We start from the raw sequence: 14,551 nt of genomic DNA, 5'->3' as shown, positions 1-14,551 counted from the left end.
TGGGCGGTGGGGCCCGGCTCGCTCCCGGCCCACCCTCGCCCCGGAAGGCTCATTCGCCATGTCCCTGCCCGCCACCGCGCCCGTTCTCGCCGAGGTCGTGCGCTCCGGTTTCGTCGAGGGCCGCCACCACGGCTCCTTGGTGCTGCTCGCGGCCGACGGCTCGGTCGAGTTCGCGCTCGGCGACCCGGACGCCCCGGTCTTCCCGCGGTCGACCGCCAAGCCGTTCCAGGCGGTGGCCACGCTGCGGGCCGGGCTGGCGATCGAGGGCGAGCTGCTGGCGCTGGCGGCCTCCAGCCACTCTGCAGAATCGTTTCACCTCGATGGCGTGCGGAGCATCCTCGGCTCCGCCGGGCTCGACGAGTCGGCCCTGCGCACCCCGGCCGACCTGCCGCTGGACGAGACCGAGGCGGAGCTGCTGCTCGCCGCCGGCGGCGGACGCGCCCCGATCCTGATGGACTGCTCCGGCAAGCACGCCGGATGGCTGGCCGCCTGCGCGGCCAACGGCTGGGACGCCGACGGCTACCTCGACCCGGACCACCCGATCCAGCGGCTGGCCCGCGAGGCCCTGGAGGAGGGCACCGGCGAGACCGCCGCGCACGCCGGGGTGGACGGCTGCGGCGCGCCGCTGCTGGCCGTGTCGCTGACCGGCCTGGCCCGCGGCTACCGCGGCCTCGTGCTGGCCGCCGAGGGCACCGAGCCGCGCCGGGTGGCCGACGCGATGCGCGCCCACCCCGAGTACGTGGCCGGCACCCGCCGGGCCGACACCTGGCTGATGCGGGCGGTGCCGGGTGCGCTGTCCAAGATGGGCGCCGAGGCCGTCCAGGTGGTCGCGCTGCCGGACGGGCGGGCGCTGGCCTTCAAGATCGAGGACGGCGCCGAGCGGGCCCGCGGCCCGGTGCTGGCGGCCGCGCTGCGCAGGCTCGGGGTGACCGGGGCGGACGAGACCGTCGAGCGGATCGGCGCGGCCCGGCTGCTCGGCGGCGGCGTGCCGGTCGGCGAGGTGCGGGCGGCGTTCTGAGGCCTGCCCGGCCCGGGGCGGCCCTTCGGGGTGCGGGCCGCCCCGGGCCGGTGCACGGTGGACCGGGGGCCGTCGCACAGCTGAGGGAGTCCGCCATGACCGACCACGTGTACCGGGTGACCGAGATCGTCGGGTCCTCGACCGAGAGCGTCGACGCCGCGATCCGCAACGGGGTGGAGCGGGCCTCCCGGACGCTGCGCAACCTCGACTGGTTCGAGGTCTCGCAGGTCCGGGGCCACCTGGAGGACGGCCGGATCAAGCACTACCAGGTGTGCATGAAGGTCGGTTTCCGGCTGGAGGACTGACCCGGTACAGCCGCGTTCCGGCAGCACCGGTTCGGCTGTCCCGGCTGACCTCACCTCATGCCGACAGGCTGTCGGCAAGGCGTTCCGCCCCCCGGACACGGCAGAGGCCGGGGCCCGCGGACGAATCCGCGAACCCCGGCCCCGAGCTGTCCCGACCTACCTCGAACCGCCCTCGATCGAATGAGATCGGAACGACGGCTCAGTGACCGCCCTGCTCCGCCAGGCGCTTGATCGAAGCGGTGACCTCGGCCTCGGCCTCGGCGCGGCCGACCCAGTTGGCGCCCTCGACGGACTTGCCCGGCTCCAGGTCCTTGTAGACCTCGAAGAAGTGCTGGATCTCCAGGCGGTCGAACTCCGACACGTGGTGGATGTCGCGCAGGTGCTCCCAGCGCGGGTCGGTCGCCGGAACGCACAGCAGCTTGTCGTCGCCGCCGGCTTCGTCGGTCATGTGGAACATGCCGATGGCGCGGCACTTGATCAGGCAGCCCGGGAAGGTCGGCTCGTCCAGGATGACCAGGGCGTCCAGCGGGTCGCCGTCCTCGCCGAGCGTGCCCTCGACGTAGCCGTAGTCGGCCGGGTAGCGGGTCGAGGTGAAGAGCATCCGGTCGAGCCGCAGACGGCCGGTCTCGTGGTCGACCTCGTACTTGTTACGAGAGCCCTTCGGGATTTCGATAAGGACGTCGAACTCCAACGGTTCCTCCAAGGTAGGGACTGACAGAATCCAAGTGTCTCCTACGGGAGCGGGTGCTCGGGAAAGGGGCCGGTCGGTGGGAGCAGGGGGAGGAGCGGCGCGCCGCCGCGGGGGGACGGCCGCGGGGCTGTTCGGAGCGGCGCTCCTGGTCGTCAGTACGGTCCTGACCTCGGGCGGTGCGTACGCGCAGCCGTCCCCGCCGCCGGGCGGACACAGCGCCGGGCACGGCGAGGACGAGGACCACGACGGGCAGGGCGGCCACGACGGGAGGAAGGGCGACCACGGGAAGGGCGGTGCCGGCCCCCGGTCGAACGACAGCCCGAGCACCGCGCCCACCCGCCGGGCCGTGCCGCCCGCCGCCTCCGCGCCCACCGGTGGCGGCAGCGACGCCCCGGATGCACGCCCGGCCCCCGCGTCGGGCGCCGTCCTGGCGGCCGTCGAGGACGGCGCGGGCGCTGCCGTCCCCACCACGCAGGGCCTCCAGCAGGCGCTCGCCGCCGCCCTCGCCGACAAGAGCCTCGGCGAGGTCACCTTCGCCGTCGCCGACGCCGGCACCGGCCGACTCCTGTACGGCTCCGGGGAGAACGCACCGGCCACCCCCGCCTCCACCACCAAGCTGGCCACCGCGATCGCGGCCCTGTCGCTCGTCCCGGGCGACACCCGGCTGCACACCCGGGTGGTCCGGGGCATGGACCCAGGCACGATCACCCTGGTCGGCGGCGGCGACCCGACGCTCACCGCGCTGCCCGCCGACCAGGTGCAGATCGGCGGGCAGCCCGCCGACGCCGACACCGCCCCCGCCTCACTGGACGCCCTCGCCCAGCAGACCGCCGGCACCCTCCAGAGCCTCGGCACCGCGACGGTCCAGCTGGACTACGACCTGTCGATGTACACGGGCAGCCCGCAGCACAAGAACCACGACGGGCAGAACATCGCCCTGGTGGTCCCGCTGATGGTGGACGAGGGCAGGGTGGACCCGAAGAGCCGGGAGGACGCGCCGGACCGGGTCGCCGACCCGGCGGCCGCGGCCGCCGAGACCTTCGCCGCGCTGCTCAAGGCCCGCGGCATCACCGTGACGGGCAAGGCCAGACCCGCCGCCGTACCCGCCCCCGCCCCGACCGTCTCCGGCACGGCCCCCCTCGGTGAGGTCCACTCACCGACCGTCGCCCGGCTGGTCGAACGTCTGCTGACCACCTCCGACAACCAGCTCGCCGAGGCGATCGCCCGCCAGGTCGCGATCGCCGCCCACCAGCCGGCGAGCTTCGAGGGCGCCGCGGCCGCCGTCACCCAGGAACTCGCCCGGCTCGGCGTTCCGATGGGCAACGTGCTCCTCAACGACGGCAGCGGCCTGCACCCGGGCAACGCGATCCCGCCCGCCGTCCTGGTCCGACTCCTCGTGCTGGCCGCCTCCGAGCAGCACCCCACCCTGCGCCCGGTGCTCACCGGCCTCCCGGTCGCCGGCTTCACCGGCACCCTCAACAAGCGCTACGGCTCCGGGTCAGGCGCCGCCGACGCGGCCGGCCTGATCCGCGCCAAGACCGGCACCCTCACCGGCGTCAACACCCTCGCGGGCACGGTCGTCGACGCCGACGGCCGCCTCCTCGCCTTCGCCGTCATGACCCGCAGCGCGGCCGCCGACACCGCCCGTGCCGCCATGGACCGCGTCGCCGCCCGCCTCGCCACCTGCGGCTGCCACTGACCGAGCCCCGCCCCACCCCGTGCGGGCCGTCCCTCCGGGGTCTCCGTACGGCCGGGCACGGCGCGGTCCTCCCGGACCGCCGCGGCCACGGGCACCGGGCGGCCCGCTGCCGGTCGCCCGGCGCCGAGCGCCGTCACCGCCCCGGGCGGGTCGGGCGAGCCGGGCGAGCCGGGCCGCGGGCCGTCGGGGGAAAGGTGTTCGCGGCAGGTGGCTGCCGTTGGTGGTGGGGAGCACGTACGGTGAGGGCATGACGAGCGCGAGTGGCGGTGCTGACATGGTCGACTGGAACCTCGCGGTCGCAACCGCGACCAGGTTGGTGCGGCCGGGACCGGACGTGAGCCGGGAGGAAGCGGCGGCGGTGGTCGCCGAGCTGCGCCGGCACGCCCTTGAGGCGGAGGAGCACGTGCGCGGGTACACCGGCATGCGGTCGTCCAGCCTGTCCCGGGCCGCGGCGACGCCGGTGCTGGTGGTGGACCGCCCCGGGTGGATCCGGGCCAACGTGGCGGGCTTCCGCACGGTCGTCCAACCGCTGGTGGAGAAGCTCCAGGCGCGTCGGGCGAACAGCGCGACGGCCGGGATGTTCGGTGCGGTGGGCGAGAAGGCCACCGGGATCGAGGTCGGGGCGCTGCTGGCGTTCCTGGCCACCAAGGTGCTGGGCCAGTACGAGACCTTCGCCCCGGCCGAGCCGCCGCTGGAGGCGCCGGACACCCCGGCCGCGCTGTTCGACAAGCCGCGGCTGGGGCCGGAGGGCCCCGGGCCGGGCCGCCTGCTGCTGGTGGCGCCGAACATCGTGCACGTCGAGCGGGAGCTGGACGTCGACCCGTCCGACTTCCGGCTCTGGGTCTGTCTGCACGAGGAGACGCACCGGACGCAGTTCACCGCGGTGCCGTGGCTGCGCGACCACATCCAGTCCGAGGTGCAGTCCTTCCTCGCCGAGACGGACGTCGACCCGGGCGCCCTGCTGGAGCGGCTGCGGGACGCGGTGGGTTCGTTTGGTGGCCTGCCGGGCGGCGGCAACCGGGAGGGCGCCTCGTCCGGGAACCTGTTGGAGATCGTCCAGTCGCCCGCGCAGCGCGAGATCCTCGGCCGGCTGACGGCCGTGATGTCGCTGCTGGAGGGCCACGCGGACGTGGTGATGGACGGCGTCGGGCCGGCCGTGGTGCCGACGGTCGCCGAGATCCGGGAGAAGTTCCAGCAGCGCCGGGACCGCGGCGCCAACCGGCTCGACCTGCTGCTGCGCCGGATGCTCGGCATGGACGCGAAGCTGCGTCAGTACCAGGACGGCGCGGTGTTCGTGCGCGGCGTGGTGGAACAGGTCGGCATGGAGGGGTTCAACCGGGTGTGGACCTCCCCGAACACCCTGCCGACCAAGGACGAGATCCACGATCCGGCCGCCTGGGTGGCCCGGGTGGCCCGCTGAGCGCGCCGTGGTGCCGCAGGCGCCGTGAGCCGGGCGGCAAGCGGCGTGCGTTGGTCAAACCCGCTCGTACGAGTGGTCCAATCAGGCAGACGGCGGGTGAAGAAGCGTTTCTTCATTCACCCGAACGTGGGACGGTGGTCGTACCGGTGGCGCGGGTGGCGTAGCGGGTCGCTCCTTTCTGCCACCATCTGTGAGCGCCCGGTAACAGGGCGCTCACGCGGTGCGCGGTTCCCGCCGCGTCCGCCGCGAGTCCTGTCCCCCTCCGTCGAGGAGTCGTCCGCCGTGGGCCCTCACCCCGCCGTCGCCGCGATACGCCTGGCCGTTCGCCGTACGCTCACCGACCTCGCCGCCGAGGCCGGTTCCACCTTCACCGCGCCCGTGCGCGAGCCCCGGGAGCGCCCGGCCGGGACGCCGCTGGTGGGTGCCGCGGTCGGCACCACCCTGATCGGCAACGCCGCGCGCCACCCCTCCGGGCTGCCCCGCACCCCGGCCGCGCCCGGCTCGCCGCTGGTCCTGGTCGCGGTCAGCGGCGGCGCGGACTCGATGGCGCTGGCCATCGCGGCCGCCTTCGAGGCCCCCAAGATCGGCCTGCGGGTCGGCGCCGTCACCGTCGACCACGGCCTCCAGGCCGGCTCCGCCGAGCGCGCCGCCCAGGTGGCGGACCGGCTGCGCACGCTCGGCCTCGACCCGGTGGAGGCGGTCCCGGTGCAGGTCGGTCGCGCCGGGGGCCCGGAGGCCGCCGCCCGGGACGCCCGCTACGCCGCCCTGGACGAGGCCGCCGACCGCCACGGCGCGGTTGCGGTGCTGCTCGGCCACACCCGGGACGACCAGGCCGAGACCGTGCTGCTGGGCCTGGCCCGCGGCTCCGGCGCCCGCTCGCTGGCCGGGATGCCGGCCCAGAAGGGCCGCTACCGCCGCCCGCTGCTGGAGCTGGACCGGGCCGCCACCCGGCAGGCCTGTGCCGCCCAGTCGATCCCGGTCTGGGACGACCCGCACAACTGTGATCCCGCCTACACCCGCTCCCGGGTCCGCCACGAGGTGCTGCCGGTCCTGGAGAAGCACCTGGGCGGCGGAGTGGTCGAGGCGCTGGCCCGCACCGCCCGGCTGTTCCGCGACGACGCCGACGCCCTCGACCAGTGGGCCTCCCTGGCCGAACGCGACCTCCGCACCGGCGACGGGGCCCTGGACGCCGTGAAACTGGCCGAACTGCCGCCGGCGGTGCGCCGCCGGGTGCTGCGCCGGGCCGCACTGCGGGCGGGCTGTCCGGCCGGGGACCTCTTCGCCCGGCACCTGGAGACGATCGACCTGCTGGTCACCGGATGGCGCGGACAGGGCCCGCTGCACCTACCCGGGGGCGTCGAGGCCACCCGCAGGTGTGGCACGCTGGTCTTTCGGCGGCAGGGCGACTGACGGGCGAGGCATGCCCCGGGGGAGCCGACCGCCGGCCACACAGACCCCGAACGTTTGAGGACGTATCCCCGGTGGACCAGAACGACATGGGCGCTGACCTCGCGAAGGTGCTCATCAGCAAGGACGAGATCGACGCCAAGCTCCTGGAGCTGGCCGAGCGAATCGACCGGGACTACGCAGGCAAGGACCTGCTGATCGTCGGCGTCCTCAAGGGGGCCGTGATGGTCATGGCCGACCTCGCCCGGGCCCTGCACTCGCAGGTCACCATGGACTGGATGGCGGTCTCCTCGTACGGCATGGGCACCAAGTCCTCCGGTGTGGTGCGGATCCTGAAGGACCTGGACACCGACATCGCCGGCCGTGACGTCCTGATCGTCGAGGACATCATCGACTCCGGTCTGACGCTGTCCTGGCTGCTGGGCAACCTGGGCTCGCGCGGCCCGGCCTCGCTGGAGGTCTGCACCCTGCTCCGCAAGCCGGACGCGGCCAAGGTCGAGATCGACGTGAAGTACGTCGGCTTCGACATTCCCAACGAGTTCGTGGTCGGCTACGGCCTGGACTACGCGGAGAAGCTGCGCAACCTCCCCTTCATCGGCACCCTCGCCCCGCACGTCTACGGCGGCTGAGGGCCCCGTTCGGGCTACGGGCGGGAACAGTAGGCCGTTCCCGCCCGTTGGACCCGGGGGGACAAAGAACGAAAGCCGTGTCGCCGTGCTCCCGCCATGGGCGGGTCCGACTGCGGTACGGTCCAATGAACCGCTCTTCACATGAGCACCAATCGGATGCGCCGCGGCCTAACAGACCCCCGGCGCCGTTGAGTGGCAGGAGGGACGGGGCGGCAACGCCCCGCATGGATGGACGTCAAGCGATACTTCCGTGCGCCGATCATGTGGATCGTGCTGGCCGTCCTCGCCGTCATCGTACTGATGCAGGTCGTTTCGGACTCGAACGGCTACAAGACGGTGGACACCGGTCAGGTCGTCGCGGCGATCGACGCGCACAACGTCAAGTCGGCGCAGATCACCACCGGTGACTCGAACACGATCAAGATCCAGCTGAAGGACGGCGCCACGCTGCCCAGCTCCGGCACGGGCAAGGTCCCGTCCGGTACCAAGTTCCAGGCCTCGTACATCGGCGACCAGGGCGTCGCCATCGCCGACAAGCTCCAGGCCCAGGTCAACGACAAGGACCAGAGCACGCTCGCCGAGGGCTACACCATCAGCCCGGAGAAGCAGAGCACCTTCGTCAGCCTGCTGCTGTCGATGCTCCCGATCGTGATCATCGTCCTGGTCTTCCTGTTCCTGATGAACCAGATGCAGGGCGGCGGCTCCCGGGTCATGCAGTTCGGCAAGTCCAAGGCCAAGCTGCTCACCAAGGACACCCCGAAGACCACCTTCGCCGACGTCGCGGGCGCGGACGAGGCGGTCGAGGAGCTCCACGAGATCAAGGAGTTCCTGCAGGAGCCGGCCAAGTTCCAGGCCGTCGGCGCCAAGATCCCCAAGGGCGTGCTGCTCTACGGCCCGCCCGGCACCGGCAAGACCCTGCTGGCGCGCGCCGTCGCGGGCGAGGCCGGGGTGCCGTTCTACTCCATCTCCGGCTCGGACTTCGTCGAGATGTTCGTCGGTGTCGGCGCCAGCCGCGTCCGCGACCTCTTCGAGCAGGCCAAGGCGAACGCCCCGGCGATCGTCTTCGTCGACGAGATCGACGCCGTCGGCCGGCACCGCGGTGCGGGCCTCGGCGGCGGCCACGACGAGCGCGAGCAGACCCTCAACCAGCTGCTGGTCGAGATGGACGGCTTCGACGTCAAGGGCGGCGTGATCCTGATCGCCGCGACCAACCGCCCCGACATCCTGGACCCGGCGCTGCTGCGCCCGGGCCGCTTCGACCGCCAGATCGCGGTGGAGCGCCCCGACCTCCAGGGCCGGCTGGACATCCTCAAGGTGCACCAGAAGGGCAAGCCGATCGCGCCCGACGTCGACCTGTCGGCCGTCGCCAAGCGCACCCCCGGCTTCACCGGTGCCGACCTGTCGAACGTCCTCAACGAGGCGGCGCTGCTGACCGCCCGCTCGGACAAGAAGCTGATCGACAACGTCATCCTGGACGAGGCGATCGACCGCGTCGTGGCCGGTCCGCAGAAGCGCACGCGGATCATGTCCGACAAGGAGAAGAAGATCACCGCGTACCACGAGGGCGGCCACGCCCTGGTCGCGGCGGCCTGCCAGTACAGCGACCCGGTGCACAAGATCACCATCCTGTCCCGCGGCCGGGCCCTCGGCTACACCATGGTGCTGCCGGACGAGGACAAGTACTCCACCACCCGCAACGAGATGCTCGACCAGCTCGCCTACATGATGGGCGGGCGCGCGGCGGAGGAGCTGGTCTTCCACGACCCGACCACCGGAGCCTCGAACGACATCGAGAAGGCCACCGCGACGGCCCGGGCCATGGTCACCCAGTACGGCATGACCGAGCGCCTCGGCGCGATCAAGTTCGGCTCCGACAACTCGGAGCCGTTCCTGGGCCGTGAGATGGGTCACCAGCGCGACTACTCGGAAGAGGTCGCCGGGCTGGTGGACGAAGAGGTCAAGAAGCTCATCGACACCGCGCACAACGAGGCCTGGGAGATCCTGGTCGAGAACCGCGACGTGCTCGACAACCTGGTCCTGGAGCTCCTGGAGAAGGAGACCCTGAACAAGGAGCAGATCGCCGAGATCTTCGCGCCGATCGTCAAGCGCCCGGCCCGGCCGGCCTGGACGGGCTCCGCCCGCCGCACGCCGTCGACCCGGCCTCCGGTGCAGTCCCCGAAGGAGCTGGCGCTCACCAACGGCGCCGCCTCCGGCGAGGGCGCCCCGGTGGACGTCGTGAAGCTCCCGACGCTGCCGGCCACCGAGCCGCCGACCGAGGGCTGACCCCCGCTCCGTGGGGAATGGATGCCGCGTCACCAGGGTTTGTACCCTGGAGGCGCGGCATCCGTGCTGTTCAGCCAGAGTCTTCCCACGAGTAAGCGAGGCCCGCATGATCGACCCGGTGACGCTCGACGGTCCGCCCGCCGTCGGTGCCTTCGACCAGAAGCGGGCCGAGAACGCCATCCGCGAGCTGCTGCTCGCCGTGGGGGAGGACCCGGACCGCGAGGGTCTGCTGGAGACCCCGGCCCGGGTCGCGCGTGCCTACAAGGAGATATTCGCGGGCCTGTGGCAGGAGCCCGAGGACGTCCTCACCACCACCTTCGACCTCGGCCACGACGAGATGGTGCTGGTCAAGGACATCGAGCTGACCTCGGTCTGCGAGCACCACCTGGTGCCGTTCCGCGGCGTGGCCCACGTCGGGTACATCCCGTCCATCAACGGCAAGATCACGGGGCTCTCCAAGCTCGCCCGCCTGGTCGACGTCTACGCCCGCCGGCCGCAGGTGCAGGAGCGGCTGACCAGCCAGGTGGCCGACGCGCTGATGCGGATCCTGGAGCCGCGCGGGGCGATCGTCGTGGTGGAGTGCGAGCACATGTGCATGTCGATGCGCGGCATCCGCAAGCCCGGCGCCAAGACCATCACCTCCTGCGTGCGCGGCCAGCTGCGCGACCCGGCCACCCGGGCCGAGGCGATGAGCCTCATCATCGGTCGATAGGGGGACGGGCCGGCGGCGTCACCGGCCGGCGGGGAAGCACTCAGAGCACCTCGTGCTCCGCGTGCGGTGGGGCCGGGGTGCCCAGGGCGTTGCGGCGCTCGGGCATCCGCAGCGTGACCATCCGCCGCCAGCCGTAGGCACGGTCGTACAGGTAGAGCGCGTGCACCGCGAGGGCGACCAGGGCGAGCTGCCAGCGCGGCCAGCGCAGGATCCGGGCCATTCGGGCGGTGACGGCGAGCCCGACGTCCCGGTGGGTGCGGATCTCGCCGCGGGCGCTGGCCTCCAGGGCGTGCCGGACGTACGGGCCGTGGCCGTCGGAGACCAGCCGCAGCAGCTCCTCGTGGCAGTAGGCGAGGTGGTTGTCCTCGTCGGCGGAGATCATCCGCATCGCCCGGCCGAGGTCGGGGTTGTCCCCGTACACCTTGACCAGCCGGCGCATCTGCTCGGCGGCGCGCTGCTCGGTGACCCGGCTGTGCGCGAGGTAGGTGATGATCTCGCGGTCGGTCAGCGGGACGTCGCTGTTCAGCCGCTCGTGCGAGAGACCGACGCCCTGGCGCTCCAGCAGCATGCAGTAGTCGGCCTCGTCCGGCACGTGCACCTTGGGCAGGCCGCGCTTGTTCAGCAGTTGGGTGAAGATCCGGCCGTGCTTGCGCTCGTCGGCACCGTGCCGGGCGACCTTCGGCGCGAGGACCGGATCCCGGGTGAGCGTGGTGATCTGCTCGTTCTCCCAGCCGCCCTGGTCTTCGCCGCCGGCGGCGATGCTGCAGAACAGCTGGTACGCCTGGTCGTTCCGGTAGATCTCGTCGAAGAGCGAGCGGGTGCTCAGCACGGCGCCTCCTGCGCTGGTCCGGGGCGGCGCCCGCCGGGGGTCGACGGGTGGTCGCGATACGTTCCCCCGAGCCGTCGGCCGTCCGGGCCGACCGGCGGGTAGTCACTCACCTGCGCTAGCCGAGGTGGGAGCTCAGCCATCCGAGCGTGGCCGGCAGCTCCCTGGTCCAGCTGTCGAAGTTGTGCCCGCCGTCGTCGAGGTAGAGCGAGTCGATCGTGAACTGAGGGTTGGCCGCCGCGGCCCGGGTGGCCTGGTCGACGAACTGGACGGTCTGCGGGTAGTCCCCCTCCGTGCGGGAGGAGACCGCCAGCAGGCTGAGCGCGGGGACCGGCAGGTTCTGCAGCCGCCAGCCGAGGTCGTGCTGCTGGGTCAGGGCCTTGTCGCCGTTGAAGAGGTCGCCGCCGGTGTAGTTGTCCTGGCGCACGGTGAAGTCGCCGTGCAGGCCGGCCGCGTTGCCGTAGACGTTCGGGAAGCGCATCGCCAGGCGCAGCGCGCAGCTGCCGCCGGTGGAGTAGCCGAAGACGCCCCAGGAGCCGGCGGTGCGGCCGACCCGGTAGCTGCCGCGGATGGCCGTGGGGACGTCCTTGACGAACCAGGTCTCGGTGCGCGGCCCGCCGGGGACGTCCACGCATTCGGTGTCCCGGGAGGGGACGACCGCCGGGCGGGCCATCACCAGGACGGTCGGTGGCATCTTGCCGGAGCGCTGCAGCTCGATCGCGGTCTGGGCGAACGGGAGCTCCTGCAGCAGGTTCAGCGTGGTGCCCGGGTAGCCGGCGAGGGCCAGCAGGACGGGGAAGCGGACCAGTGAGAACTTCCGGTCGAAGTACGCGGGTGGCAGGTAGACGAACATCTGGTCGGAGAAGCCCGTCTCCTTGCCGTTGACCCGGACCGACTCGATCTTGCCGACCTCCTCGGGCGGGCCCTGCGGCAGGTTGGTGATGGTCTCCAGGCCGCCCTCGGCGGTGGGCTGGACCAGTGCGTCGGAGACCTGGGTGCCGCCCCTGTGGTTCTCGTTGCTGGTCAGCGCGAGTTTGGCGCCGCCCGGACTGAGCAGGTCCTTCCAGGAGGTGTAGAACCCGAAGGAGTTGTTCACCGACAGTGCGAGCACGGCCAGGACCGACACTTGAACGACCGTCAGGAGTCCGATTCGGCCGAGCACCGGCAGCGGGCGCTGTCGCGCCAGCCGCGGCCAGACCCACAGGGTCGTGACGATCGCCGCGACGCCGAGTGCGAGCAGCGAGTTCACCAGCGCATCGCTGGTCAGTTCCATACCGTCGGCCTTCCGGTGGGACGCTGTCGGTGCAGGCTTCATCGTCTGGTGGCCCGTCAGGCCGGGCCACCGCGGCTAGGCTGTCCGGGCGTCCGGGCGGGGGCGTCCGGGCGGGGCGGACGGGCGGGGGGAACCGCAGGCAACCGGCGCCCTAGAATGCGGCGTCCACCGTACGTAACGTGTCCCGGAGGGTTCCGTCGCGTCGCGTGCGGCGGCCCCCGGCTCCCACCGCCGGCTCAACCCGCAGCGCGACCACGGCCCCGGTTTACCGACTGTTTCCGGGTCCTTGGTATGCGCATTGCCTGATGAAGGAATAGGCATGAAGGTCCATCACGCGTCCTCCCCCGGAGTGACAGGACACCGCCCCGTAGCCCCTACGCTGAGCTTCCATGAGCGTTCCCGTGTCCGTTGAGCCGAGCCCCGAGCAGCCGTCGCGCCGTCGTCGCGGCCTGCAGACGCTGCGTACCCAGGCGGCCGCCGTCCCGAGGGCCTGGCTCCCCGGAGCGGTCGGCTACGCCTGTCTGATAATCGGGCTCATGGACATCGCCAGCGCGGTGTTCCCCAAGCTCCGGCACACCAAGGTGCACACCCTCACGGGGCAGCTGCCGGGCGGCACCACCAGCCTGGCGGCGGTCGGCGCGCTGATGGTCGGCATCCTGCTGGTGCCGCTGGCGCACGCGCTGCGCCGGCGCAAGCGTCGGGCCTGGCGGGCGGTCTGCGTGCTGCTGCCGGTCAGTGCCGGACTGCACATCGTGCGCTGGCACCAGATCGGCCCGGCGGTCGTCTCGCTGGTGCTCCTCGCCGTGATGCTGGTGCACCAGCGCGAGTTCTACGCCAAGGCCGACCCGCGCACCCGCTGGCGGGCGCTGGTCAACCTGGTCGTCATGGGCGTCCTCAGCGTGCTGCTCGGCCTGCTGATCGTGAGCACCCGGACCAGGTACGAGATCGGCCACCCGGGCCTGAGCGAGCGCCTGCAGCACGTCGGGTACGGGCTGTTCGGCTTCGAGGGCCCGATCCGGTACAGCAACGTCCGGATGTCCGACCTGGTCGCCTACCTGCTCGGCGGCCTCGGCCTGCTGACCGCCTTCACCACCGCCTACCTGGCGCTGCGCCCCGGCAAGCCGAAGCCCGAGCTGACCGCCGAGGACGAGGAGAAGGTGCGCGCGCTGCTGGCGCGGCACGGCGAGCGCGACTCGCTCGGCTACTTCGCGCTGCGCCGCGACAAGAGCGTGCTGTTCTCGCCCACGGGCAAGGCCGCGATCTCCTACCGGGTGGTCTCCGGCGTGATGCTGGCCTCCGGCGACCCGGTCGGCGACGTCGAGGCGTGGCCGGGCGCGATCAAGGTGTTCATGGCCGAGGCCCGCGAGCACGCCTGGGTGCCGGCCGTGATGGGGTGCAGCGAGGTCGGCGGCGAGGTCTGGACCCGCGAGGCGGGCCTGGACGCGCTGGAGCTGGGCGACGAGGCGATCGTGGACACCGCCTCCTTCTCGCTCTCCGGCCGGGCCATGCGCAACGTGCGCCAGATGGTCAAGCGGATCGAGCGCAACGGCTACTCCTGCCAGGTGCGCCGGGTCTCCGAGCTCACCGCGGAGGAGAAGCACCGGATCGCCGACGCCGCCGCCCGCTGGCGCGGCACCGACACCGAGCGCGGCTTCTCGATGGCCCTCGGCCGCTTCGGCGACCCGCTGGACGACGACTGCGTGGTGGTCACCGCCCACCGGGCCCCGGAGGAGGGCGAGCAGGGCGACGACCTGAAGGCCGTGCTGCACTTCGTGCCCTGGGGGCCGGACGGCATCTCGCTGGAGCTGATGCGCCGCGACCGCGCCGCCGACCCGGGCCTGAACGAGCTGCTCATCGTCGCCGCGCTCCAGGCGGTGCCCGCGATGGGTGTGCGCCGGGTGTCGCTCAACTTCGCGATGTTCCGCTCGGCGCTGGCCCGCGGCGAGCGGATCGGCGCCGGACCGGTGCTGCGCGCCTGGCGCGGGCTGCTGGTGTTCCTGTCGCGCTGGTTCCAGATCGAGTCGCTGTACAAGTTCAACGCCAAGTTCCAGCCCGAGTGGGAGCCGCGCTTCCTGGTCTTCCCGAACACCCGGGACCTGCCGCGGATCGGCTTCGCCGCGATGCAGGCGGAGGCCTTCATCACGCTCGGCATGCCGCGCTTCGGCCGCCGGCGCCAGCGCGAAGGGCTGATGCCGGTCCCGTCGACCCGCGGGGTCGGCGAGGCCGCCTGAGGCCCGTCGCCGCCGTCCGGGACCCGCTGATGCGGAAGGGGCCCCCGCCGAGAATCC

At 72.6% G+C, this 14,551-nt stretch carries 12 protein-coding genes; 9 read left to right on the top strand and 3 right to left on the bottom strand.

Annotation, left to right across the window (positions count from 1 at the left end):
- Window positions 1-58 precede the first annotated feature (58 nt).
- Entirely contained in the window at window positions 59-1,018 is a 960-nt protein-coding gene (locus ACFU7Y_RS09510; RefSeq protein ID WP_380767176.1) for an asparaginase, read from the top strand.
- A 95-nt stretch (window positions 1,019-1,113) separates the two neighbouring features.
- Complete coding sequence (locus ACFU7Y_RS09505) at window positions 1,114-1,323, top strand: dodecin (protein WP_224285507.1); 210 nt, start codon at window positions 1,114-1,116, stop codon at window positions 1,321-1,323.
- Between the two features lie 199 nt (window positions 1,324-1,522).
- On the opposite strand, the gene ACFU7Y_RS09500 is transcribed toward ACFU7Y_RS09505, so the two are convergent.
- Entirely contained in the window at window positions 1,523-2,014 is a 492-nt protein-coding gene (locus tag ACFU7Y_RS09500) for an inorganic diphosphatase (RefSeq protein ID WP_030059594.1), read from the bottom strand.
- A 76-nt stretch (window positions 2,015-2,090) separates the two neighbouring features.
- Between ACFU7Y_RS09500 and dacB the strand changes: the two genes are divergently transcribed.
- The 6 genes from dacB (at window position 2,091) to folE (ending at window position 10,164) form a co-directional block, all read left to right on the top strand.
- Entirely contained in the window at window positions 2,091-3,713 is a 1,623-nt protein-coding gene (gene dacB, locus ACFU7Y_RS09495) for a D-alanyl-D-alanine carboxypeptidase/D-alanyl-D-alanine-endopeptidase (protein WP_380767174.1), read from the top strand.
- Window positions 3,714-3,960: 247 nt separating this feature from the next.
- Complete coding sequence (locus tag ACFU7Y_RS09490) at window positions 3,961-5,133, top strand: zinc-dependent metalloprotease (RefSeq protein ID WP_380767173.1); 1,173 nt, start codon at window positions 3,961-3,963, stop codon at window positions 5,131-5,133.
- 282 nt (window positions 5,134-5,415) lie between these two features.
- Window positions 5,416-6,543, top strand: coding sequence for a tRNA lysidine(34) synthetase TilS (gene tilS / locus ACFU7Y_RS09485; protein WP_380767171.1), 1,128 nt, complete (start codon window positions 5,416-5,418; stop codon window positions 6,541-6,543).
- Between the two features lie 71 nt (window positions 6,544-6,614).
- Complete coding sequence (hpt, locus tag ACFU7Y_RS09480) at window positions 6,615-7,169, top strand: hypoxanthine phosphoribosyltransferase (protein ID WP_030059589.1); 555 nt, start codon at window positions 6,615-6,617, stop codon at window positions 7,167-7,169.
- A gap of 228 nt (window positions 7,170-7,397) precedes the next feature.
- On the top strand, window positions 7,398-9,452 hold the full coding sequence (ftsH, locus tag ACFU7Y_RS09475; protein ID WP_380767169.1) for an ATP-dependent zinc metalloprotease FtsH: 2,055 nt from the start codon (window positions 7,398-7,400) through the stop codon (window positions 9,450-9,452).
- A gap of 106 nt (window positions 9,453-9,558) precedes the next feature.
- Window positions 9,559-10,164 carry a GTP cyclohydrolase I FolE gene (folE, locus tag ACFU7Y_RS09470; RefSeq protein ID WP_224281666.1) on the top strand — a complete coding sequence of 202 codons (606 nt, stop codon included), beginning with the start codon at window positions 9,559-9,561 and terminating at the stop codon, window positions 10,162-10,164.
- 40 nt (window positions 10,165-10,204) lie between these two features.
- On the opposite strand, the gene ACFU7Y_RS09465 is transcribed toward folE, so the two are convergent.
- Window positions 10,205-10,993 carry a ferritin-like domain-containing protein gene (locus tag ACFU7Y_RS09465; protein WP_380767167.1) on the bottom strand — a complete coding sequence of 263 codons (789 nt, stop codon included), beginning with the start codon at window positions 10,991-10,993 and terminating at the stop codon, window positions 10,205-10,207.
- Between the two features lie 115 nt (window positions 10,994-11,108).
- Window positions 11,109-12,263 carry an alpha/beta hydrolase gene (locus ACFU7Y_RS09460; protein ID WP_380767166.1) on the bottom strand — a complete coding sequence of 385 codons (1,155 nt, stop codon included), beginning with the start codon at window positions 12,261-12,263 and terminating at the stop codon, window positions 11,109-11,111.
- Between the two features lie 389 nt (window positions 12,264-12,652).
- On the opposite strand from ACFU7Y_RS09460, the gene ACFU7Y_RS09455 reads away from it, so the two are divergent.
- Window positions 12,653-14,494: a phosphatidylglycerol lysyltransferase domain-containing protein gene (locus ACFU7Y_RS09455; protein WP_380767164.1), complete on the top strand. Its 1,842-nt coding sequence runs from the start codon at window positions 12,653-12,655 to the stop codon at window positions 14,492-14,494.
- The last annotated feature ends 57 nt before the right edge of the window (window positions 14,495-14,551 follow it).

The organism is Kitasatospora sp. NPDC057542 (assembly GCF_042801945.1).
In the GTDB taxonomy this organism is placed as follows: Bacteria; Actinomycetota; Actinomycetes; order Streptomycetales; family Streptomycetaceae; genus Kitasatospora.
This window is presented reverse-complemented; position numbering and strand designations above follow the sequence as displayed.